The sequence below is a fragment of the Vibrio sp. S9_S30 genome, assembly GCF_014694455.1.
Taxonomy (GTDB): domain Bacteria; phylum Pseudomonadota; class Gammaproteobacteria; order Enterobacterales; family Vibrionaceae; genus Vibrio.
In genome coordinates this window covers 183518-204891 of the sequence record NZ_JAAUWT010000002.1, presented here as the reverse complement: position 1 = coordinate 204891, position 21374 = coordinate 183518, and the positions used below count along the sequence as shown (strand labels likewise).

Sequence of the window (21374 nt, the reverse complement as noted above, 5' to 3'; positions counted from 1 at the left end):
CTGCTTTTTACACCGCCAATTATTGGTTACGCCCCTAAGAAAGATTAGATTGAGAATTGCTACGTAAACCTGAATGGGAAATGGTATTCTAAGCGCATCGTCACAGAGTTGTTCAGGATGAAATATGGTCATTACCAATAACTGACACGATATCTGCTCAGTTATCATCAACCTTCAAGAAATGTCATCCTGTCAGCCCAACAAAACAATAAAGGAGTTTTCCGTGTCTGAGTTCCCTTCTGAAATCAGCCAATTATCCCCTGCTATACTTTGGCAGTTTTTCGATAAAATTTGTTCCATTCCTCACCCTTCAAAACACGAGGAAGAACTTGCTCAATACATTATGAATTGGGCAACCGAGCAAGGCTTGGATGTACGCCGCGATCCAACAGGTAACGTGTTTATCAAAAAACCTGCCACACCGGGAATGGAAAATAGAAAAGGGGTCGTGCTTCAAGCGCACATCGATATGGTTCCTCAAAAAAATGAAGATACGGACCATGATTTCACAAAAGATCCTATCCAACCCTACATTGATGGTGAATGGGTAACAGCAAAAGGCACGACATTAGGTTCAGACAACGGTATTGGTATGGCTTCTTGCTTGGCTGTGCTTGCTTCAGACGACATTAAGCACGGTCCAATTCAAGTTTTACTGACGGTAGATGAAGAAGCAGGCATGACTGGCGCATTCGGTTTAGAAGCTGGCTGGCTGGAAGGTGATATCCTTCTCAACACAGATTCTGAGCAGGAAGGTGAAGTTTACATGGGCTGTGCGGGGGGTATTGATGGTGCAATGACATTCCCTATCCAGCGCGAAAACATACCGGAAGGTTACGTAACTCGAATACTGACTCTGAAAGGCTTGAAAGGTGGTCACTCTGGTTGTGATATTCACACAGGTCGTGGCAATGCGAACAAGTTATTTGCCCGTTTCCTTGCGAGCCACGCACGAGAATTAGACCTGCGCCTTATCGATTTTCGTGGTGGGAGCCTTCGTAACGCGATTCCAAGAGAAGCGTTTGCGACAATCGCAGTGCCTGCTGAAAATCAAGAAAAACTAGCCGATCTTTTCAATGCTTATACTGAACTGCTCACATCTGAATTAGGCAAGACTGAAACCAGTATCGTCTCTTTTAATGAAGAAACAGAGAATGCTGGAAAAGTGTTCGCGCTGGCGGATCAATTCCGATTCATCTCTGCTCTAAACGCTGCACCAAATGGTGTTATCCGTATGAGCGATGAAATAGAAGGTGTGGTAGAAACGTCTTTGAATGTTGGCGTCATCACAACAGAAGAAGATAAGGTGACTGTACTGTGTTTGATCCGTTCTTTGATCGATTCTGGTCGAGAGCAAGTCGAGAGCACACTTCGTTCAATCGCAGAATTGGCTGGGGCAGATGTATCTTTCTCTGGCGCTTACCCTGGTTGGAAGCCAGACGCAGATTCGGAAATCATGGCGATCTTCCGTGACATGTATGAAGGCATCTACGGACATAAGCCGAATATCATGGTGATTCATGCCGGTTTAGAGTGCGGTTTGTTCAAAGAGCCTTACCCAGATATGGATATGGTGTCTTTCGGTCCGACAATCAAATTCCCTCACTCTCCAGATGAGAAAGTGAAAATTGATACCGTTGCTCTATACTGGGAGCAAATGGTCGCGCTACTGGAAGCAATTCCAGAAAAGAAATAGCGTCGAGAAAAAGCAAAGGCTGGCAATGTGCCAGCCTTTTTTGTTCATATCTTCAAGTCACCTCAAGAAACCGAGGGTCACTTAGGTATGATAGCAAGCTCGATTACTCTTCGTCAGCGATGTATTTCTTCTCTTCCGCTGCTTTTTTCGCTTTTTCTGCGGCAAGCTTTTCTGCAACGACCAAAGCAGCCGCTTCGCGTTCACTTCGTTTTTCAGCTTTACGATCATTGCGTTTCGCTTGGTTTTCTACAAACTCAGCCAGCGCTTTTTCCGCCCACTCGTTCGCTAACACTTCGGACTCAAATCCGGTTTCGCGCTTCGATACAACCGTACGACGCGATGTTACTTGGCGAGTGATCTCTGCTGTCCAACTATTGCGCTTCTCAGACACACGGATAGCAAATTTTCTGTTTTTCGACATTTCTATATTCCTAAGGGATTTGTAAAGGGATATAGCCATCCCTTGGCAAGCGCGGTATTAGAGCATAAAGTGACATAAATTGCTCTACATTTTCAGCACCAATATTTCGAAAAAAACCGCCAGAGCGTTCACTCTGGCGGTTTCGGAAAACTGAGAATCAGTTGCTAGCGAAAACTCAATTAACCGACATTCTTACGTGCATTTTGGAACATCCGCATCCAAGCCCCATTCTCACCCCAACCTTCTGGCGACCAAGAGTTAGCCACGGTACGGAATACACGCTCTGGATGAGGCATCATGATCGTTACACGACCATCCGATGTCGTCAGACCCGTAATTGCATTTGGCGAACCGTTCGGGTTGTTCGGATACTGTTGCGTTGGGTTACCGTTGTTGTCAACGTAACGCAACGCTATCGTGCCTGAATTTTCAATGGCATTCAGATGCTCATTGTCACGAACTTCAACACGACCTTCACCGTGAGAAACCGCAATTGGCATACGGGAACCTTCCATGCCATCGAAGAAGACAGAGTCAGACTTCTGAACTTCCACCAAACTGAAACGCGCTTCAAAACGCTCCGATTCGTTACGAACAAATCGAGGCCACAAATCGGCACCTGGAATCAGTTCTTTTAAGTTTGAAAGCATCTGACATCCATTACACACACCTAAAGAGAACGTATCTTCCCGCTTAAAGAAACCTTCAAATTGACTGCGAGCCTCTTCATTAAACAAGATTGACTTAGCCCAGCCTTCCCCAGCACCCAGCACATCACCGTAAGAGAAACCACCACAAGCCACTAAGCCGTTGTATTCTTCTAAGACGACTTGCCCTGTTAGAATATCGCTCATGTGGATATCGGTTGCTTCAAAACCAGCGCGATCAAAAGCGGCTGCCATTTCAACATGCGAGTTCACACCTTGCTCGCGCAAGATAGCCATCTTAGGCTTAGCCCCTTTGTTTACCATAGAAGCAGCAATGTACGGTGCTGCAATGTCTTCGTTCACGTCGTAACTTAATTTAACGTTCAGACCTGGATCAGAGTTGTCTTTCTTCGCTGCAAACTCTTGATCGGCACATGCAGGGTTATCACGTAGCCCTTGCATCTTGTGAGTGGTTTCAGCCCAAATAGTACGAAGTTCTATGCGTGAACGCTCAAGCACAACCGCATCACCGGAAGCGATAATAAAGTGATCGGAATCCTCTACGCGACCAATAACGTGAGAACATGTTTCTAAACCATTGGCTGCCAGGGTAGACAATACCGTATCCAAGTCGTCGTTTTTGACCTGAATTACAGCGCCTAACTCTTCGTTGAATAGTACAGCGAGGGTATCATCACCTAGATCTGCGATGTTAGCGCGTACACCACAGTGGCCCGCAAACGCCATTTCCGCTAGAGTGACAAACAAACCACCGTCGCCTTTATCATGATACGCCACCAGCTTGTCTTCACGGACAAGGTTTTGCATCGCATCAAAGAAGCCTTTCAATTGCTCTGCGTTGTCTACGTCCGCGGGCTTGTCGCCCAATTGCTTGTAAACCTGCGCCAATGCCGTAGCACCTAAACGGTTCTTACCGTTGCCAAGGTCAACAAGTACCAGTGAAGATTCACCTTTGTCAGTACGTAGTTGAGGAGTCACCGTCTTACGAACGTCTTCCACACGACCAAATGCCGTAATAACCAGTGACAGGGGTGAAGTCACTTCTTTGTCTTCACCATTGTCATTCCACTTGGTTTTCATCGACATGGAGTCTTTACCAACAGGAATGGTTAGACCCAATGCCGGACAAAGTTCCTCACCCACGGCTTTCACGGCTTCATACAAACCAGCATCTTCCCCTGGGTGACCCGCTGGAGACATCCAGTTCGCCGAAAGTTTGATACGTTTAATGTCACCAATGTCGGTCGCTGCAATATTGGTTAAAGACTCGCCTACCGCCAAACGCGCCGATGCACCAAAATCCAGAAGTGCAACTGGCGTACGCTCCCCCATCGACATGGCTTCACCATGGTAAGAGTCGTAGCTCGCCGCAGTAACGGCACAGTTTGCCACTGGCACCTGCCAAGGTCCTACCATTTGGTCACGAGCAACCAAGCCCGTTACTGAACGGTCACCAATGGTGATAAGGAATGTTTTTTCTGCCACAGTAGGTAGACGAAGAACCCGATCGACTGCTTCGTTTAGCTCAATGCCTTCACGGCAAATTGCTGGACTTTCTACTTTCAACGTTTGCGCTTCACGATGCATTTTAGGTGTTTTGCCAAGCAGAATATCCATTGGCATATCGATTGGTGTGTTGTCGAAGTGAGAATCTTCCAGTGTTAGATGGCGCTCCTCTGTTGCCACACCCACGATTGCGTAAGGCGCGCGCTCACGCTTACAAATCGCTTCGAATGTCGCCATATTTTCCGGCGCAACCGCCATAACATAACGCTCTTGAGATTCATTACACCAAATTTCAAGTGGGCTCATGCTCAATTCGTCATTTGGCACATCACGTAACTGGAATTTACCCCCACGCTCACCATCATCACAAAGCTCAGGAAGCGCATTGGAAATACCGCCTGCGCCCACATCATGGATAAATGCGATTGGGTTGTCGTTACCCAGTTGCCAACAACGATCGATCACTTCCTGACAGCGACGCTCCATTTCTGGGTTTTCGCGCTGTACCGAAGCGAAATCTAGGTCTTCAGCCGATTGACCAGAAGCCATAGAAGAAGCCGCACCACCGCCAAGACCAATGTTCATAGCAGGACCACCCAGTACGATAAGCTTCGCTCCGACAGGGATCTCTTTCTTCTGAACGTGCTCATCACGAATGTTACCCATACCACCGGCAATCATGATTGGCTTGTGGTAACCGCGTATTTCTTCACCAGCATGAGACGTGACTTTTTCTTCGTAGGTACGGAAGTAACCTAGTAAGTTAGGACGACCAAATTCGTTGTTGAACGCTGCACCACCGAGTGGACCTTCTAGCATAATGTCGAGTGCGGTAACGATACGACCTGGCTTACCAAAATCGGTTTCCCAAGGTTGCTCGTAACCCGGAATACGAAGATTCGATGTTGTAAAACCCACCAAACCCGCTTTCGGCTTGCCACCGATACCCGTTGCGCCTTCATCACGGATTTCACCACCAGAACCAGTAGAAGCACCTGGCCACGGAGAAATCGCCGTTGGGTGGTTGTGTGTTTCCACCTTCATCAAAATATGGGTATCTTCATGATGGTAGTTGTATTGGCGAGACTCTGGATCTGGGAAGAAACGACCGACTTTAGACCCCGTCATGACCGCTGCATTATCTTTATAAGCAGACAAAACATGGTCAGGCGTCGTTTCAAATGTGTTTTTGATCATCTTAAACAGAGATTTTTCTTGAGCAACACCATCAATCGTCCAATCTGCATTAAAGATCTTGTGACGACAGTGCTCAGAGTTCGCTTGTGCAAACATCATCAATTCAATGTCGTTCGGGTTACGACCAAGCTTAGTGAAGTTTTCGACCAAGTAGTCAATTTCGTCCTCAGCCAGTGCAAGACCCAGTGAAACGTTTGCCTCCTCAAGTGCAGCACGACCGCCCGCTAAGATGTCAACGTCAGCAACAGGTGCAGGCTCAGCAACAGTAAACAATGCAGATGCCGCATCAAGATCTGTGAACACCGATTCCATCATACGATCGTGAATCAAGGCTTTAACGGCTTGAGTTTGCTCTTCAGAAAGTGTTTCCGAGGTTTCGATATAATAAGCTGTACCACGCTCCAGACGCTTCACTTTGTCTAGACCACAATTAATAGCAATATCGGTGGATTTGGAAGACCACGGAGAGATAGTACCCGGACGTGGAGTCGCGAGAAGTAGAAGACCTTCAGGCTCGTGCTCTTCGATCGTCGGACCGTAAGTCAGCAATTTTTCTAGTTTGCCTAATTCAGACGCATCTAGATCTGCTGTTAGGTCAGCAAAGTGCATAAACTCAGCGTAAATACCTGTTACTGGCAGGCTTTGTTCACGACAAAGTTCAAGTAATTTGTTAACACGAAACTCAGAAAGAGCTGGGGAGCCACGCAAAATTCTCATGTGCTTAGGTCTCTTATGCAGTTAGTTAAGGTGATATTGCAATAAATTCAAAGAGTTACAAGCCACCCTGAAACCTATACCAATTTCACCTCGCATTTGCGGGCGTATTATAGAGGAAAAAATCTGTGACGTAACCACAAATAGCAACCGTTTGCGCTTTTTTTAACACATCAATTCATTGCATCGCCAAAAAGCGAAGCTACGTGCTAGAAACCTAATGTTTTGAGGTCATTTGGAGCCAAGGTTTGTTGCTTTTCTTCTCTTACCATCTCGTGCTTTTTTACTCTTTTTTTTATTGCCGCTTTGCCCTAGTGGCCTGCTTTGATATAAAGAGAGCTGAATTCCGGTATGAGTAAACTGTTTTGAGTATTATTTCCCCATTCGTTTGGCTCAGAAGATTCGCTTTTATCTATTTGATAAGCGTTGTGTTATCTGGCTGCCAGATAGAGTCTAACCCAAAAAGTGAACTCGAGCAGATCAGAGAAAGGGGTACGCTAAGAGTCGGCACACTGAATAATCAGCTCTCTTACTATATTGGTCCCGATGGTCCAACTGGGCTCGATTTTGAGCTGGCAAAGCGATTTGCTGACGAACTGGGTGTCAAATTGGAAATGAAACCCGCTTATCGTTTAGCGGAGTTATTCCCCGCATTAGAACGTGGCGAGATTGATATGATTGCCGCAGGTCTCAGCCAAACCCCAGAAAGGTTGAAGTTGTTTAGAGCGGGGCCGGCATACTACTACGTGTCTCAGCAAGTGGTGTACAAAAAGGGTTCCTGGCGACCACGTAACGTTGATCAATTGATTGAGAAGCAAATCCCAATTGTGGTGGTGAAAGATTCTCACTTTGAACGCACATTAAAAGCGCTGCAAAAAGAAAAGCCCGGCTTGATTTACCGAGATGAAAGCAATGCGGATGTAAACGACCTGCTTCAAAAGGTCTATAACGGTGAGCTGGCACTGACAATGGCAGATTCTGTCGAGTTATCACTTTCTCAACGTCTCTACCCTTCTTTGGCACTGGCGTTTGAGCTAACGGAAGATCAACCCATTTCTTGGTACATGCGGCGCAGCGATGATGAAAGCCTGTATGCACTTCTGATTGAATTTTTTGGATTACTTAAGCAGTCTGGAGACTTAGCCCGATTAGAAGAGAAGTATTTGGGACACGTAGAAAGTTTTGACTTTGTCGATACCCGAGCCTTTATTCGAGCATTGGATAGTAAACTACCAAAATGGGAAGCATTGTTTAAAAAGCACTCAAACGAGTTCGACTGGCGCTTGATCGCCGCTTTGGCCTACCAGGAATCCCACTGGAATCCATTGGCAAAATCACCAACGGGGGTTCGGGGTATGATGATGTTGACCCTACCCACGGCCAAAAGTGTTGGGGTAAAAAACCGACTCGATCCCGATCAATCCGTGCGTGGTGGCGTCGAATACTTAAGGCGCATTGTGGGTCGAGTTCCAGATTCCATTTCGGAACATGAAAAAATTTGGTTTGCTCTGGCTTCCTACAATATAGGCTACGGTCATATGATGGATGCGCGCCGTTTAACCAAGCGCCAAGGTGGCGATCCAGACTCTTGGGCGGATGTGAAAGATCGTCTACCACTGCTACGTAAAAAGGAATTCTATAGTAAAACACGTTACGGCTATGCGCGGGGCGACGAGGCTAGGAACTACGTAGAAAACATTCGTCGCTATTACCAATCGATCATTGGTCACATCGATAAACGGCGCATTGCAAGTGAAGAGATCAACATTAATGATCTTCAAGTCATTGATGTCCCACTCTCTTCCGCTCAACCCTCGGTTTCAGGATCAGAAGCAACATTAGGTGCGGATTCGAACGAGCAACAAAGCAAACCGTCAGAAGAAAAAGAGAGCGAAAAACCAGAAGAAGCGAAGAAATAATGCCTGAAAGCAATTCACTTTCTTGAATGCCACAGGGCTCTGGTCACTCTAGAGCCCCATTTTGACTTTCTCAGGGTCGAATGTATTCTTAGAAGCAATACTTCTTTCCTCAACGATTAAGCGCCTTAACCCTTTTTCTATTCAGGCTTTTTTGTAAAATATCACACGACTTGAAAAACCGAGCAATCGCCCTTACATTAAACAATGATGACATTCATTGCTGTCATGTCATCAACTCGTCACAATCGAGTCTTATAATTTGGTTTCGTAGTAAGAGAAAACTTAGTTTCGTCATATAAAGAAAACTCGGTTTCGCTATAAACGAAAACTCTCTGTTCACTAAAGATGTCGCTTTTAGCAAAGATATCATTTTTAGCCAAAAGCATCGCTAGTAAAAAGAAAGCTAGTATTGGTGAAAGGAGTATTGGGCGGTGCCAGAAAAAAATAACAGCGCCGTTATTGTTAGCTTGGTAGAGGAGAGAAGATATGTTCTCCAAAAGAAAGTCGTCTAAGCGACTGCTACAAAAAGCTGTTTCTTCCAATCGTCGTAAGCGCATGCTTGCTAATAACAAGAAAAAAGTTATTTGGCGTAGCAAGGCTTTTGCTCTTTGCTTAGAGCCTTGATATTGAAGATACAGTTGTTTCTAAACGGCAAACATCACCCTTGATGTTTGCCATCAGATTTCCCTTCTTTTAACGCTTTCTTTTCTTTCCGTCGACGTTTAAAAAAACTCTGTAGCTGCTCTCTACACTCTTGCTCAAGTAACCCTGACTCTATTGTCGCATAGTGATACGACGCTTGGCTTTCAAACAAGTTTAGTACTGTGCCAGCTGCGCCCGCTTTCAAATCTGGCGCACCGTATACAACTCTTTTCACTCGGCTATGGAGCAGTGCCCCTGCGCACATAGGGCAAGGCTCTAACGTGACGTACAAAGTAGTATCGAGCAGTCGGTAGTTTCCCAATTCGTTACCCGCTTTACGCAGTACTTGCACTTCCGCATGTGCCGTTGCGTCATGTTGCCCTATCGAACGATTCCAGCCTTCGGCAATCACATCGCCATCTTTTACCAATACAGCACCAACAGGGACTTCACCTTCCCGTTCAGCTTGCTGAGCGAGCTCGATAGCTCGTCGCATAAATTGTTCATCTTGTTCACTAAAAGACACGTTTTCTCTCTAGGCTCATTAATGTTGCAATTCGAATGATATGTGGGGCACAAGCGCGGATTATATAAGCTCGGATGCCCGCAAGCGAGTTTAAACAACACTTAACGATACGCTTTTAATACGCAGACAAACGGTCGGTCAAAAAGTCGATGAGTAAACGCACTTTAGAAGATAAATATCGATTATTAGGGTACAGCGCCCAAATCCCCTCTTTGGTATCACGAAAATCGGTAAGCAATTCCACCAGTTCTCCGGTTGCCATATAGGGGTGAACGTAGTAATCGGGCAATTGAACGATGCCGATCCCTTTGAGCGCCGAATCGATCAATACGCGCCCGCTGTCGCACTTCATTCGCCCTTCAACCGATAGCTGCCTTTTATGACCATTTTCAATAAATCGCCAGTAGGGGTGGTTTCCGATTAAGCATTGATGCTGGGAAAGCTCAATTAAAGATCGAGGTTCACCAAATTGCTCTAGGTAAGCTGGGCTGGCGCATACGTGCATTTGGCGAACGCCTAACCGCTTGGCTATGTAGGTAGAGTCGCCTAAATGCCCAAGGCGAATAGCCAAATCAAAACCGTGCTCCAACATGTCCAACTTCTGGTTAGAAAGGTGGAAGTCCAATTCAACTTCGGGGTATTCGACCAAAAATTCATTCAACAAAGGGGCTAGCATCTGCTCCCCATACGTTACCGGAGCCGTTAGTTTGATTTTCCCTTTAAGGGTGGTTTGAAGTTCGGTCACGGCTTCTTCTGCAAACTCAAGCCCATCCACCAAATGACGACAATGTTGATAATACACTTTTCCGGCATCGGTCAACGTAACTCTACGCGTGGTTCTTAAGAGAAGCTTTATGGCCAAACGCTTTTCTAAACGCGCAATTTTTCGGCTCACTTGTGCGACTGATGTTGATAATTTTTGAGCTGAAAGTGTAAAGCTTTCTTGCTCCGCCACAGCGACAAACTCTGTGACCCCTTCCCATTGGTCCATTTTGAGTGCCTCAATACAAAATTTGATTATTACAAATATGTAATAGTAATTTTCATTTTACCCAGATTATCAATTCAAATAAATCAATTAAGATCCAGACCATACCTCGCCAACACACTCTATAAGCTAGGATGTTCTCTGAGTTAGAGATATTCTCACGTCAACCTATTGGCGACCATCGTGATTACTTAAGGGTACAAACATGTCTGAACAATTTATTAAATCGCGCGCAGCCGTCGCGTGGGGACCAAATCAACCACTGTCTATTGAAGAAGTTGATGTCATGCTGCCAAAAGCGGGCGAAGTTCTGGTGAAAATTGTTGCGACTGGTGTTTGCCACACCGACGCATTTACTTTGTCAGGCGACGATCCCGAAGGCATCTTCCCCTCTATTTTGGGTCACGAAGGCGGTGGGATTGTTGAAATGGTTGGGGAAGGCGTCACCAGCGTTGAAGTGGGTGACCACGTCATCCCTCTTTATACCGCAGAGTGTGGCGAATGTAAGTTCTGTACGTCGGGAAAAACAAACTTGTGCCAAGCGGTTCGAGAAACTCAAGGGAAAGGTTTGATGCCTGATGGCACGACCCGTTTTTATAAAGACGGTGAGCCTATATTCCATTACATGGGGTGTTCGACATTTTCGGAATACACCGTGTTGCCTGAAATTTCTCTAGCAAAAGTGAATGCTGACGCCCCGCTCGAAGAAGTCTGTTTACTGGGCTGTGGCGTCACCACAGGTATGGGGGCCGTGCTCAACACCGCAAAAGTGCAAAAAGGCGATACGGTTGCGATCTTCGGGCTGGGTGGCATTGGTCTATCCGCCATCATTGGTGCCACCATGGCTGGCGCAAGCCGCATCATTGGTATAGATATCAATGAAAGTAAATTTGACCTCGCCAAGAAACTGGGTGCAACAGATTGCATTAACCCTCAGCACCACGACAAACCGATTCAAGAAGTCATTGTCGAAATGACTGATGGTGGCGTCGATTTTTCATTCGAATGCATTGGCAACGTCAACGTTATGCGCTCTGCACTTGAGTGTTGCCATAAAGGTTGGGGAGAATCCGTCATCATTGGTGTTGCTGGCGCAGGCCAAGAGATCGCTACTCGCCCATTCCAATTAGTGACAGGGCGTGTATGGCGTGGCAGTGCATTTGGTGGTGTGAAAGGTCGCTCGGAATTACCGGGCATTGTAGAGCGATACATGGCTGGTGAATTTGGCTTGCAAGAATTCATCACCCACACAATGGGGCTGGATGACATCAACAACGCCTTTGATCTCATGCATAAAGGTGAAAGTATCCGCTCTGTCGTTCATTTCGATAAGTAATTATTCTTTAACCTAGCAGAGCGGTATGCCGCTCTGTTTCTCATTGGGAACCTCCATACATGGCTATTACTGAAATCAGCGCCGTAAAAGTCCATGGCGGCTGGCACAAACAATTTACCCATCAGTCCGACACTGTCCATTGTGAAATGCGATTCGCCATTTTTTTACCTCCACAAGCCCAATCTGAGCCAGTACCAGTCCTGTACTGGTTATCTGGGTTGACGTGCACCGACGAAAACTTCATGCAAAAAGCCGCCGCATTTCGGCAAGCGGCAGAACTTGGCATTGCCATTGTCGCGCCAGACACCAGCCCTAGAGGCGAAGGCGTACCAGACGACCCTGAAGAGGCTTACGACTTTGGGTTGGGTGCGGGGTTTTACCTTAATGCGACGCAAGAGCCTTGGTGTTCGCACTACCATATGTACGATTATGTGGTGAAAGAGCTTCCTGCATTAATTGAAGCCAATTTCCAGGTCAACACAAGAAAGTCCATTGCAGGGCACAGCATGGGTGGACACGGCGCACTCAGCATTGGGTTAAAGAATGGTGGCTCTTACCGATCCATTTCTGCGTTCAGCCCAATTACCAACCCTATGAATTGCCCCTGGGGCATCAAAGCATTCACCCTATACTTAGGAGACGATAAAGCCAACTGGTCGCGCTACGACAGCTGCGAATTGCTGAGCACAGCAGAAAACGTACCGCCGATTCTGATAGATCAAGGGAGTGCGGATTCCTTCCTTGAAGAACAGCTAAAACCGGATGCGTTTCAAGGCATCGCCAAGCGGCACGACAATATCGTTTTTAGAATGCAAGATGGCTATGACCACAGCTACTTCTTCATACAAAGCTTCATCGAAGAACACATAGCATTTCACGCTCGCTACCTTAAATAGTGTTCATCCAAAGCGTTTATAAAAAGAAAACCCAGCAATAAGCTGGGTTTCCAATGTTTACGACGCTAAAAATTACATCGTATACGTGTAAGGCGCTTGAATACCAAGAGGTATCCCTAATGCCCAATAGGCTAGTAAGAAGATTGTCCACCCGATCAGCATCGCGATGGAGAACGGCATCATTAGAGAAGCCAACGTACCAATACCCGTTGATTTCACGTAACGCTGGCAGTAAACCACCACAAGTGGGAAGAACACCATAAGCGGTGAAATAATGTTGGAGACGGAGTCCCCCACACGATACGCCGCCTGAGATAACTCAGGAGAAATCCCCACCGCCATCAGCATTGGCACCAAAATAGGACCAATTAACGCCCACTTAGCGGATGCCGACCCCACCAGCAAGTTGACAAATGCGGTTAGGAGAATCATACCGACGATGGTGGCTTGCCCTGGTAATTCAAGCGCCTTTAACCCTTCAGCACCGTAAAGCGCAAGCATGGTACCAATATTGGACTGACCAAATGCCGCCAAGAACTGCGCGCAGAAAAACGACATCACAATGTAAGCGCCCATCGTCGCCATGGTATCGGACATGGCTTTAATCACGTCGTTACTGCTTTTGAACGTACCAGCCACACGACCATAAACAATGCCGGGGATAATAAATAGGATGAAAATCAACGGCACGATCGATTTCATTACAGGCGCAGAGAATGCGGTTAATTCACCTTCAGGTGAGCGCAATGCTGAGTTTTCCGGAATAAGGGCAAGAACCAACAAAGCAATCCCCGCCAACATCGCCCAACCAGCATAACGGAAGGCTTTCGATTCTGTTGCAGAAAACGACCCCAAATCGGGTGCTTCTTCCGCATCTTCATCAACAGGAGTATTGGCTAAACGAGGCTCAATGATTTTCTCGGTAACATACCAACCAATCGCAACAATGATGACAGACGAGAACCCAGTAAAGAAGATATTCGCTAACGGATTCACCACGTAGCTTTCATCCAAGACTTGTGCTGCCGTTTGGGTAAAGCCAGCCAGCAAAGGATCGATACCCGACGGAATAAAGTTCGCAGAAAAGCCGCCAGACACACCTGCAAATGCCGCAGCGATACCTGCGAGAGGATGACGTCCCGCTGCATGGAAAATAATACCGCCCAGTGGAATCACAAGTACGTAGCCTGCATCGGCAGCGGTGTGAGACACAATCGCAACCAAAATAAGCATCGGTGTTAATAGCTTCGCTGGCGTGAAATTCAGCATCTTCTTTAAGCCAGTGGTAATGAAGCCCGAAGAGTCCGCAACACCTACTCCCAGCATCGCCACTAACACAATACCCAGAGGGGCAAAACTCGTGAACGTTGTCACCATATTCGCAAGGAAACTCGCAAGCGCTTCACCGGTGAGTAGGTTGCTGATTTCCAGTGCTTCGCCAGTGCGAGGGTTCATCAGATCAAAGGAAACATTAGAAAGTAATGCCGATGACACCCAAACAATCACTAGCGCCCAAAAAAACAAGATTGCTGGATCAGGGATCTTGTTACCAGCGCGTTCGATAAAATTCAAAAATCGGTCCATTCCCGACGGTTGGGATGGTTGAACCTGCTTAACAGCTTGGTTACTCATGGGTAACTCCATATATCAGATGTTGTTTTCAACGAGCTATTTATTTCGTTCTATATCACTCACTTCTCGATAAAGTATTCTATTAGAACTGCATTATAAAAGCACAAAAAACCAAACAATTTCATAATCTCAGACAATTATTTTCAGTTTATTTACAAATAAACAACAAACCACAACCAACCTTGTAACTGGCACAAAATAAAAGCGCTACAGGAACGTTAACTCTTTTGTAGTGCGGTGATGTTTGAGTTTCGAACATTTACTTGGTGAATTTTTGCACTAGGGGCGAAGGGTTCTAATCAAACTCGTTGTAGCTGGACAGCATCGTTTTAAGTGACACTTTTTGAGAGGTATTCATTCGATCTTTCCATTCCCCTTCAACCGTGATGATTTTCAGCGCAGAAGAAAGGGAACCTGTCGGTTGTGTTACCGTCCACGTTAGCGTGTAGCCGCCACTTTTTACTTCCGTTCCCGACTGGATACGACTAAAAATAAGGGTGCCATGGGCACCGCTCACCGATCGCTGGCGGAAGAATTCCAATTTCGACTCTGCTAAATACAACGCTTCTAAACTGCGTATCGCATGTTCAGACTTGTGCTCCATAAAGGTTTGTAATTTCACAAGCCCAAGGACGCCAACACCGAAAATCAGAAAGGCGATCATCACCTCAATCAAACTAAAACCTTGGGATTTATTAGAAGTCATTCCAAGATCCTTTCGCCCATCTTAGCTTACGGATTTGAGAGAGAGGCGTTGATAAGTTATCTCTGTTATACATAAAATCCATACTGCTGTTAAACATGGCTGTGAACCCAGGGGCATCCATAACATAGCCTCCTGAAGGAACAAACGCACCAGTTTGATAATAAATGATTTTGTCTAAAGAAATAGAATCACTTCCGGATGCAAGCCCACTGTTTATAGGGGAGTTTTTGTGGGATTCTGTTGTATTCCATTCTTCTACGGTGGGTTTATAGTGGGTATTTAAGTGATAAAACATCCCTGGAAAAGTGTATGCTGCACGCGTAGAGAAAATCCCATTCTCTATCACTATTACGGCACTCTTTACTTTGGTCGCACTGCTAAATGCACTGTCTATAGATAAAAAATCTGTTGACGATAGCTCGCACGAACCCGTAATCCAGATAAGTGATTTCCCATCATTGATTCCATTGACAATCGTTGTTCCACACTTTTCAGAGGTACTGGATGTTTTGTGAAACAGCGGGTCATTTTTTATCTGCTTCCAGTTTTTCCGAGAAACACCAAATACATCCTCAAACAGGTCCCCTACATTTTCTTTATATTCAATATCTTGCTTAGTAGCACCTAATTCCCAACGTTCAATACCATCTCCTTTTGCTTTGGTGAAATTGGTGGTTAAGTGAGTCGCTGCACATGTTTGACCAGACGGAAATGTGGAGTAAGGTTTATTGGAATCATCAAAGCCATTATTTTTTAACGCAGAGTTTTCATATGGAGCAACGAGCCCGAGTGTTCCTTGAAACTGGATGATTTTACAGTTCCATTTGTCAGCGGATTTCTTTGTCCCGGGATCGGCGGTGAATTTGTAGTCTCCACGAAAAATCAAGTTCGAAGTACTACGAATTGCACCCTGTGATTTAGACGAGAAAAACGCAATCTCTTTTTTTACGACTGTCTTTCCTGATGTTGCGACCAATATAGATTCATTGCTCGCGTCTTTCATCAAAGAGCTTAATGATAGGTCATTGCAATCGACCATCAGGTTATTTGGGATAGAGCTAAGTTTTCTGATGTTCATGCTCGCAAAGCCGCACTCCAGCCCCCCTTCCGCTACCCAATGTTCTTGCCGACTTTTCACTTCATTTTGTGCACGTTTGATTTGGAAGAAAACCTGTTTATATGACCCCATCACCAAAATTAGCGCGGCTAACAAGATAAAACTCGTGATCGTCAGCGTAATATAGCCTTCAGAACGTCGGATCATTTCCAGTTCCTTTGTTTGAACGACGTATTGAGCGTGATGGAATCCGTCGAATTCTTAAGAGATCCGGTCATAGAAAGGGTGATAAATGCCGAACTGACTGATGAGCCAAGGGGGGTCGACGTCACCGTAAAATCCGTGATTTTTACCTGATTTTCGTCCAACATTTTGAAATATCGATTGCAAGATGCTTGAGCACCAATTGCGGCGGAGCGAGTCGTACAAATCTTAATATTGTTATCTTCGTGCTTAAAAAAGACATGCTCGTACTTATCGCTTTTATTCAGATACACATACCCCAAAGAATTAGGCGTTGTTATCAACACGTCGTTCGCACCAGACACAATAGCAGCAATCTTTTCACTGCCGTTGTACCCTGCTCTAAGCGCATCTTCTTTTATGTACTTAAGGGTATCCGACATACTTTGCAAAACCAGAAGGTCGAGAGAACGTTGCGTTGCCGACTTTTGTGCTGTCAAATAAACCGAACCAATAGACATGATCGCCAACATGCTCAGCGCCGAGGCAATCAGTAACTCAACCAATGACGTCCCCAACTGGCGCGATGGGCTAACATTCTTTGAAGCCATGAGTATTCCCTCTACTGCCACACACTCTCACTCGACCATTAGTAAAATGAGTGATGACCGAACCGCCATCCGACATATCTTCCTTGTAACTAAACTTAAAGCTGCCACCTTGGATTCGCCCGTTCACCCCTTCCACTTTAAACGGTGAAGCATGGTTACTATTAAGGTGAATCGTCTTGAATGGAGCGCCCGATATCGACTGAACGAGAGCACCAGATACCGCGTTCGTTTCACGTAAATCAATGGTCCAATCACCATTTTTGGACGCACCGGAAACGGTCACATGAACCCAGAGGTCTTGGTTTCTCATCACCGCTTCTGATCGCGCTTCAATCAAGAAAGCTTGAAGTTCATTGGATAAGCGGGTAATTCGGTTGCCATCGGTCAGTGATTTATAGCTTGGGGCAAAGGCACCAAGCAAAATAGACAGCAGAGCCAGAGTGATCAAAAGCTCAATGAGTGTAAAGCCGCGAGCCATCTTCCAAATTCCTCTGAAACTTCATTTATGCATCTAAATTCACTTGCGGAGATGCTAGCACCAACGAAGAATAGCGCTGCGAAAATGAAGGAAGATATGGAAATGATTCGAAAAAATAGCTGCAATAAACGCAAGATCACATCAAAAGGAATGACCTTGCTCGAAGTTCTGATTGCGGTATCTATCATTGCCATATTCGCCGCGGTGGTTTACCCCTCGTTAAACGACTACGTGTACAAAGGGCATCGCAAGCAAGCCATGGCGGATATGATTCGTATCCAACTGACCATGGAGCAGACGTACAACAATGGTTATTCTTGGAGCAACCTAGTCTCTGGCTCGACTTGCACCATTTGCGATACCTCAGCGGATAGGTATGCCTTTGCGATCACATCAGCGTCGGTTTACACCATCACCGCGACCCCAAAACCCGATAAAGGTCAAAACAGTGATTCCTGTGGCACACTCACAATCAAAGCATATGGGACCAATACCCCTGCGATGTGTTGGTAACAAAAAAGCCCACCTAAAATAGGTGGGCTTCTTCTGAACGGGTTTCTACTGTAATAACTGCGAATTACTTCGCCACCATCACCATAGCAGGGCGAATGACTCGACCATTTAACTCATAACCTTTCTGCATCACCAGCATCACGCTGTTCGATTCGTGGTCTGGACTTTCCTGAATCGACATAGCCTGATGGTATTCAGGGTTGAACGCCTCACCTTCAGGGTTGATCTCTTTAAGACCAAACTTAGATACCACATCCACAAACGTTTTGTGTGTGAGTTCGACCCCTTCAAGGAATGGCTTAATCACTTCATTTTCTGCATCGGCTGCCTGAATAGCACGCTCCAAGTTATCGATAACTGGAAGCAATTCTTCAGAAAATTTGTTTAGCGCATACTTACGAGCTTTATCGATTTCCTGTTCACTGCGACGACGCATATTTTCAACGTCCGCTTTTGCACGAAGTACCGATTCTTGCTGCTCTTTCACTTTAGCTTCACTTGAAAGCAAAGCTGCTTCAAGTTGAGCGATTTTTGCTTCAGTTTCATCTTGAACCGATTCTTCGTTCCAATCGATATCCGCGTCAGAACCTACCGCATCAACTTCTTCTGCCGTTTCCTGTTGCTTTAGCTCTTCTTCGTTAATCTTGTTTTCTTCGTTGCTCATGATATCTCCAGAATTCAGAATTCAACTACTTATGCGATAATATGCTCACAATTTTGAGACAAAAAACCTCGCATAGTTCTTCAACTTGCCTTTATTATGGGGATGAAGATTTGCGTTTCAAGCACAATAACCTCAGACAACGGATTTTCTCTATGCCAAAGCCTTTTGAAGTGATCGCAATTATAGGCAAACCCCGCGACAGCAAAGCCATTCAAACTCACAAAGAGTTGTACCATTGGCTCATTAAAGAAGGCTATTCCGTCGTCATTGATGATCGGTTACAAGATATCCTGATCGACATAGACCGATCGCATTTCACCAGTTTAGTGGACATAGGCAAAAAAGCGGATCTCGCCATTGTTGTTGGTGGCGATGGCAATATGCTTGGTGCAGCCAGAGTCTTGTCTCGGTTCGACATTTCCGTTATTGGCGTTAACCGTGGCAACCTTGGGTTTCTCACCGATCTCAATCCAGAGGAGTTTGAAAAAGCCCTCTCGAAAGTGCTTATCGGCGAATACTTAGAGGAAAACCGATTCCTACTGGAAGCGGAAGTGCACAGGCACGGACAAGTAAAAAGCCATAATGCCGCCCTTAACGAAGCGGTACTGCACCCAGGGCAGATCGCACACATGATTGAGTTCGAAGTGTACATTAACGATCGATTTGCTTTCTCGCAACGATCAGACGGATTGATCGTGTCCACCCCAACAGGCTCTACTGCGTATTCGCTTTCTGGTGGCGGGCCTATTTTGTCACCAAGCTTGAACGCCATTTCCTTAGTGCCCATGTTCCCGCACACGCTTTCTAGCCGCCCATTAGTAGTCGATGGCGATCGTCGCATCAAATTGCTTGTTTCACCGGATAATCGTGGCACCCAAGAGATAAGTTGTGATGGACAAATTTCATTGCCCGTCTCCCCCGGGGATGAAGTCCATATTTATCAAAGCCCGAATGTCCTCAAACTGATTCACCCAGAAGACTACAGTTACTACCACGTGCTAAGAAATAAACTGGGGTGGTCTAGCAAACTGTTCTAATAGACTTAGATAACGCTCACAAAAAAATCGACTTAACAAAAAAAATCACCTGCCCAACTTTACTGTATAAAGAAACAGTATATACTGATTTTACATACAGTATTGTTCAGTTATACAGGTAAATAAAAATGCTGGCTCATCTAAGTGTTAATAATTTTGCGATTGTGAAGTCTTTACAGCTAGAACTTGCCAAAGGCATGACAACCATAACCGGCGAGACAGGTGCAGGTAAATCCATTGCTATTGATGCTCTGGGCTTATGTTTGGGGGATCGCGCCGAAGCAAGCTCTGTTCGTCAAGGCGAAGAAAAAACAGACATCTCTGCCTCGTTCTTACTGGACAACAATATCAACGCAACGCGTTGGCTAGAAGATAACGATTTGATGGATGGCTGCGAATGCATTCTAAGACGCGTTATTACGAAAGAAGGCCGTTCAAGAGCCTTCATTAACGGCAGCCCAGTGCCAGCTTCGCAGCTTAAAGCGCTTGGGCAGCTCCTCATTAATATTCACGGCCAGCACGCCCATCACCAGTTGATGAAGAATGACTACCAGCTTTCTATGCTGGATCAGTACGCCGGCCACGTGAACTTACTGAATAAAACCAAAAGCTACTACCAAACTTGGCGCCAGTCAGACAATCACCTCAAACAACTGATGCAAAACAGCCAAGAGAACCTCGCTCAGAAGCAGCTTCTTGAATATCAAATCAAAGAACTCAACGATCTCGCCATTGGTGAAGAAGAATTTGCAGAACTAGAGCAAGAACATAAACGCTTGGCTAACAGCGGTGAATTGGCATCCACCTGCCAACAAGCCATAGAGCTGATTTATGAAGGTGAGGACGTGAATGCTCTAGGTATTCTTCAAACGGTTAGCCACTCGTTGCTTCAGCTTGCTGAGTTAGACTCCAAACTGTCAAGCTTACCCGATATGATTTCGGAAGCCATGATTCAGCTGGAAGAAGCAAACAGTGAGCTGCGCCATTACCTTGATGGTATCGATGTGGATCCTGCTCGCATGATTTACGTTGAAGAGCGTTTCTCAAAAGTTATGTCTATGGCACGCAAGCACCACGTGATGCCAAGTGAGCTGTATCAACACCACCAAGATTTACTCAAACAAATTGAAGCACTGGATTGTTCCGACGAAAAAATGGACGCACTGGCGGCAGAAGTAAAAGAAAAACGTCTGACGTTCTTAGCCACCGCCGAAAAACTGAATAAATCTCGACAACGTTACGCCAAAGAACTCAATAAGCTTATATCCCAAAGCATGAATGAACTCAGCATGGAAAAAGCCAAGTTCTGCATCGATGTGGTACGTGATGAAAATAATGCGTCGCCACTTGGTATCGATCAAGTCACTTTCTTAGTATCAACCAACCCAGGTCAACCCATGCAACCTATCGCAAAAGTAGCCTCTGGTGGTGAGCTTTCACGTATTTCTTTGGCCATTCAAGTCATCACCGCGCAAAAAGTGGACACCCCAAGTCTGATTTTTGATGAGGTTGATGTTGGCATTAGTGGTCCTACTGCCGCCGTAGTAGGAAAAATGCTGCGTAAGCTTGGAGAATCTACACAAGTACTTTGCGTAACTCACTTACCGCAAGTTGCTGGATGCGGTCATCAACAATTGTTTGTCGCCAAAAGCACCAAAGGCGGCAAAACAGAAACGCAAATGCACTGCTTAGATCAAGACCAACGAGTGGCCGAATTAGCACGTTTGCTGGGTGGCAGCCAAATAACAGATAGCACGCTGGCCAATGCTAAAGAACTCTTGTTTGCAGCTTAAGTGAAGCCTTCATTCCTAAACGTAATTCCACTCTCAAAATGTTATTCACCTCACAGCGCAGATCTCCCCTGCGCTGTTTGTCTTTTTAACCGTGCAACTTATCGCTATAACTATGGTCATAAGGTTTCACCACGGCGGATTTATGGTGTTAAACATTCGAGAATGCCAATGGATGGCATGAGAAACTTTTT

General features: G+C 45.7%; 17 protein-coding genes. 7 read left to right on the top strand and 10 right to left on the bottom strand.

Annotated features, from left to right (window positions below):
* Window positions 1-223 precede the first annotated feature (223 nt).
* Window positions 224-1696, top strand: coding sequence for a beta-Ala-His dipeptidase (locus HC752_RS03135; protein ID WP_190333629.1), 1473 nt, complete (start codon window positions 224-226; stop codon window positions 1694-1696).
* Between the two features lie 103 nt (window positions 1697-1799).
* Here HC752_RS03135 and HC752_RS03130 read toward each other — a convergent pair whose 3' ends face one another.
* Entirely contained in the window at window positions 1800-2117 is a 318-nt protein-coding gene (locus HC752_RS03130; protein ID WP_190333628.1) for a DUF3622 domain-containing protein, read from the bottom strand.
* 179 nt (window positions 2118-2296) lie between these two features.
* The gene (gene purL, locus HC752_RS03125) at window positions 2297-6205 is read right to left on the bottom strand and encodes a phosphoribosylformylglycinamidine synthase (RefSeq protein WP_190333626.1); all 3909 of its coding nucleotides are present in this window, start codon (window positions 6203-6205) and stop codon (window positions 2297-2299) included.
* 368 nt (window positions 6206-6573) lie between these two features.
* Here purL and mltF point away from each other — a divergent pair, with 368 nt between their 5' ends.
* Window positions 6574-8121, top strand: coding sequence for a membrane-bound lytic murein transglycosylase MltF (gene mltF / locus HC752_RS03120; protein ID WP_190333852.1), 1548 nt, complete (start codon window positions 6574-6576; stop codon window positions 8119-8121).
* Window positions 8122-8779: 658 nt separating this feature from the next.
* Here mltF and tadA read toward each other — a convergent pair.
* Together tadA and HC752_RS03110 are read right to left on the bottom strand one after the other, a co-directional pair.
* A complete protein-coding gene (gene tadA / locus HC752_RS03115; protein ID WP_190333625.1) occupies window positions 8780-9289 on the bottom strand; it encodes a tRNA adenosine(34) deaminase TadA in 510 nt (169 codons plus the stop codon).
* A 115-nt stretch (window positions 9290-9404) separates the two neighbouring features.
* A complete protein-coding gene (locus HC752_RS03110) occupies window positions 9405-10280 on the bottom strand; it encodes a LysR substrate-binding domain-containing protein (protein WP_190333623.1) in 876 nt (291 codons plus the stop codon).
* A gap of 202 nt (window positions 10281-10482) precedes the next feature.
* On the opposite strand from HC752_RS03110, the gene HC752_RS03105 reads away from it, so the two are divergent.
* Together HC752_RS03105 and fghA are read left to right on the top strand one after the other, a co-directional pair.
* Window positions 10483-11613, top strand: a complete 1131-nt coding sequence (locus HC752_RS03105) for an S-(hydroxymethyl)glutathione dehydrogenase/class III alcohol dehydrogenase (protein WP_190333621.1) — start codon at window positions 10483-10485, stop codon at window positions 11611-11613.
* Between the two features lie 59 nt (window positions 11614-11672).
* Window positions 11673-12509 (top strand): S-formylglutathione hydrolase, encoded by an 837-nt coding sequence (gene fghA / locus HC752_RS03100; RefSeq protein WP_190333619.1) that lies wholly within the window; start codon window positions 11673-11675, stop codon window positions 12507-12509.
* A gap of 72 nt (window positions 12510-12581) precedes the next feature.
* Here the strand turns inward: fghA and HC752_RS03095 are convergent, their stop codons facing one another.
* From HC752_RS03095 to HC752_RS03075, 5 genes are all read right to left on the bottom strand, one after another.
* Entirely contained in the window at window positions 12582-14141 is a 1560-nt protein-coding gene (locus HC752_RS03095) for an AbgT family transporter (protein ID WP_190333617.1), read from the bottom strand.
* Window positions 14142-14436: 295 nt separating this feature from the next.
* Window positions 14437-14847 carry a type IV pilus modification PilV family protein gene (locus tag HC752_RS03090; protein WP_190333615.1) on the bottom strand — a complete coding sequence of 137 codons (411 nt, stop codon included), beginning with the start codon at window positions 14845-14847 and terminating at the stop codon, window positions 14437-14439.
* Window positions 14837-16111: a hypothetical protein gene (locus HC752_RS03085; RefSeq protein ID WP_190333614.1), complete on the bottom strand. Its 1275-nt coding sequence runs from the start codon at window positions 16109-16111 to the stop codon at window positions 14837-14839. The genes HC752_RS03090 and HC752_RS03085 overlap by 11 nt, the downstream gene beginning before the upstream one ends.
* Complete coding sequence (locus HC752_RS03080; RefSeq protein ID WP_190333613.1) at window positions 16108-16698, bottom strand: PilW family protein; 591 nt, start codon at window positions 16696-16698, stop codon at window positions 16108-16110. Before HC752_RS03080 ends, HC752_RS03085 begins: the two co-directional genes overlap by 4 nt.
* Window positions 16679-17176 carry a GspH/FimT family pseudopilin gene (locus tag HC752_RS03075; protein ID WP_190333851.1) on the bottom strand — a complete coding sequence of 166 codons (498 nt, stop codon included), beginning with the start codon at window positions 17174-17176 and terminating at the stop codon, window positions 16679-16681. The genes HC752_RS03080 and HC752_RS03075 overlap by 20 nt, the downstream gene beginning before the upstream one ends.
* A gap of 102 nt (window positions 17177-17278) precedes the next feature.
* Here HC752_RS03075 and HC752_RS03070 point away from each other — a divergent pair, with 102 nt between their 5' ends.
* Entirely contained in the window at window positions 17279-17689 is a 411-nt protein-coding gene (locus tag HC752_RS03070) for a type IV pilin protein (protein ID WP_190333611.1), read from the top strand.
* A 64-nt stretch (window positions 17690-17753) separates the two neighbouring features.
* On the opposite strand, the gene grpE is transcribed toward HC752_RS03070, so the two are convergent.
* On the bottom strand, window positions 17754-18353 hold the full coding sequence (grpE, locus tag HC752_RS03065; RefSeq protein WP_190333609.1) for a nucleotide exchange factor GrpE: 600 nt from the start codon (window positions 18351-18353) through the stop codon (window positions 17754-17756).
* 152 nt (window positions 18354-18505) lie between these two features.
* Here grpE and nadK point away from each other — a divergent pair, with 152 nt between their 5' ends.
* Complete coding sequence (nadK, locus tag HC752_RS03060) at window positions 18506-19390, top strand: NAD(+) kinase (protein ID WP_190333607.1); 885 nt, start codon at window positions 18506-18508, stop codon at window positions 19388-19390.
* A 128-nt stretch (window positions 19391-19518) separates the two neighbouring features.
* Window positions 19519-21183: a DNA repair protein RecN gene (gene recN, locus HC752_RS03055; protein WP_190333605.1), complete on the top strand. Its 1665-nt coding sequence runs from the start codon at window positions 19519-19521 to the stop codon at window positions 21181-21183.
* The last annotated feature ends 191 nt before the right edge of the window (window positions 21184-21374 follow it).

Bases quoted from the DNA above. Each gene is read 5' to 3' on its own strand.
- HC752_RS03130 (WP_190333628.1), bottom strand. From the start codon at position 2,117: ATGTCGAAAAACAGAAAATTTGCTATCCGTGTGTCTGAGAAGCGCAAT.
- purL (WP_190333626.1), bottom strand. From the start codon at position 6,205: ATGAGAATTTTGCGTGGCTCCCCAGCTCTTTCTGAGTTTCGTGTTAAC.
- HC752_RS03110 (WP_190333623.1), bottom strand. From the start codon at position 10,280: ATGGACCAATGGGAAGGGGTCACAGAGTTTGTCGCTGTGGCGGAGCAA.
- HC752_RS03105 (WP_190333621.1), top strand. From the start codon at position 10,483: ATGTCTGAACAATTTATTAAATCGCGCGCAGCCGTCGCGTGGGGACCA.
- fghA (WP_190333619.1), top strand. From the start codon at position 11,673: ATGGCTATTACTGAAATCAGCGCCGTAAAAGTCCATGGCGGCTGGCAC.
- HC752_RS03095 (WP_190333617.1), bottom strand. From the start codon at position 14,141: ATGAGTAACCAAGCTGTTAAGCAGGTTCAACCATCCCAACCGTCGGGA.
- HC752_RS03090 (WP_190333615.1), bottom strand. From the start codon at position 14,847: ATGACTTCTAATAAATCCCAAGGTTTTAGTTTGATTGAGGTGATGATC.
- HC752_RS03085 (WP_190333614.1), bottom strand. From the start codon at position 16,111: ATGATCCGACGTTCTGAAGGCTATATTACGCTGACGATCACGAGTTTT.
- HC752_RS03080 (WP_190333613.1), bottom strand. From the start codon at position 16,698: ATGGCTTCAAAGAATGTTAGCCCATCGCGCCAGTTGGGGACGTCATTG.
- HC752_RS03075 (WP_190333851.1), bottom strand. From the start codon at position 17,176: ATGGCTCGCGGCTTTACACTCATTGAGCTTTTGATCACTCTGGCTCTG.
- HC752_RS03070 (WP_190333611.1), top strand. From the start codon at position 17,279: ATGATTCGAAAAAATAGCTGCAATAAACGCAAGATCACATCAAAAGGA.
- grpE (WP_190333609.1), bottom strand. From the start codon at position 18,353: ATGAGCAACGAAGAAAACAAGATTAACGAAGAAGAGCTAAAGCAACAG.
- nadK (WP_190333607.1), top strand. From the start codon at position 18,506: ATGCCAAAGCCTTTTGAAGTGATCGCAATTATAGGCAAACCCCGCGAC.
- recN (WP_190333605.1), top strand. From the start codon at position 19,519: ATGCTGGCTCATCTAAGTGTTAATAATTTTGCGATTGTGAAGTCTTTA.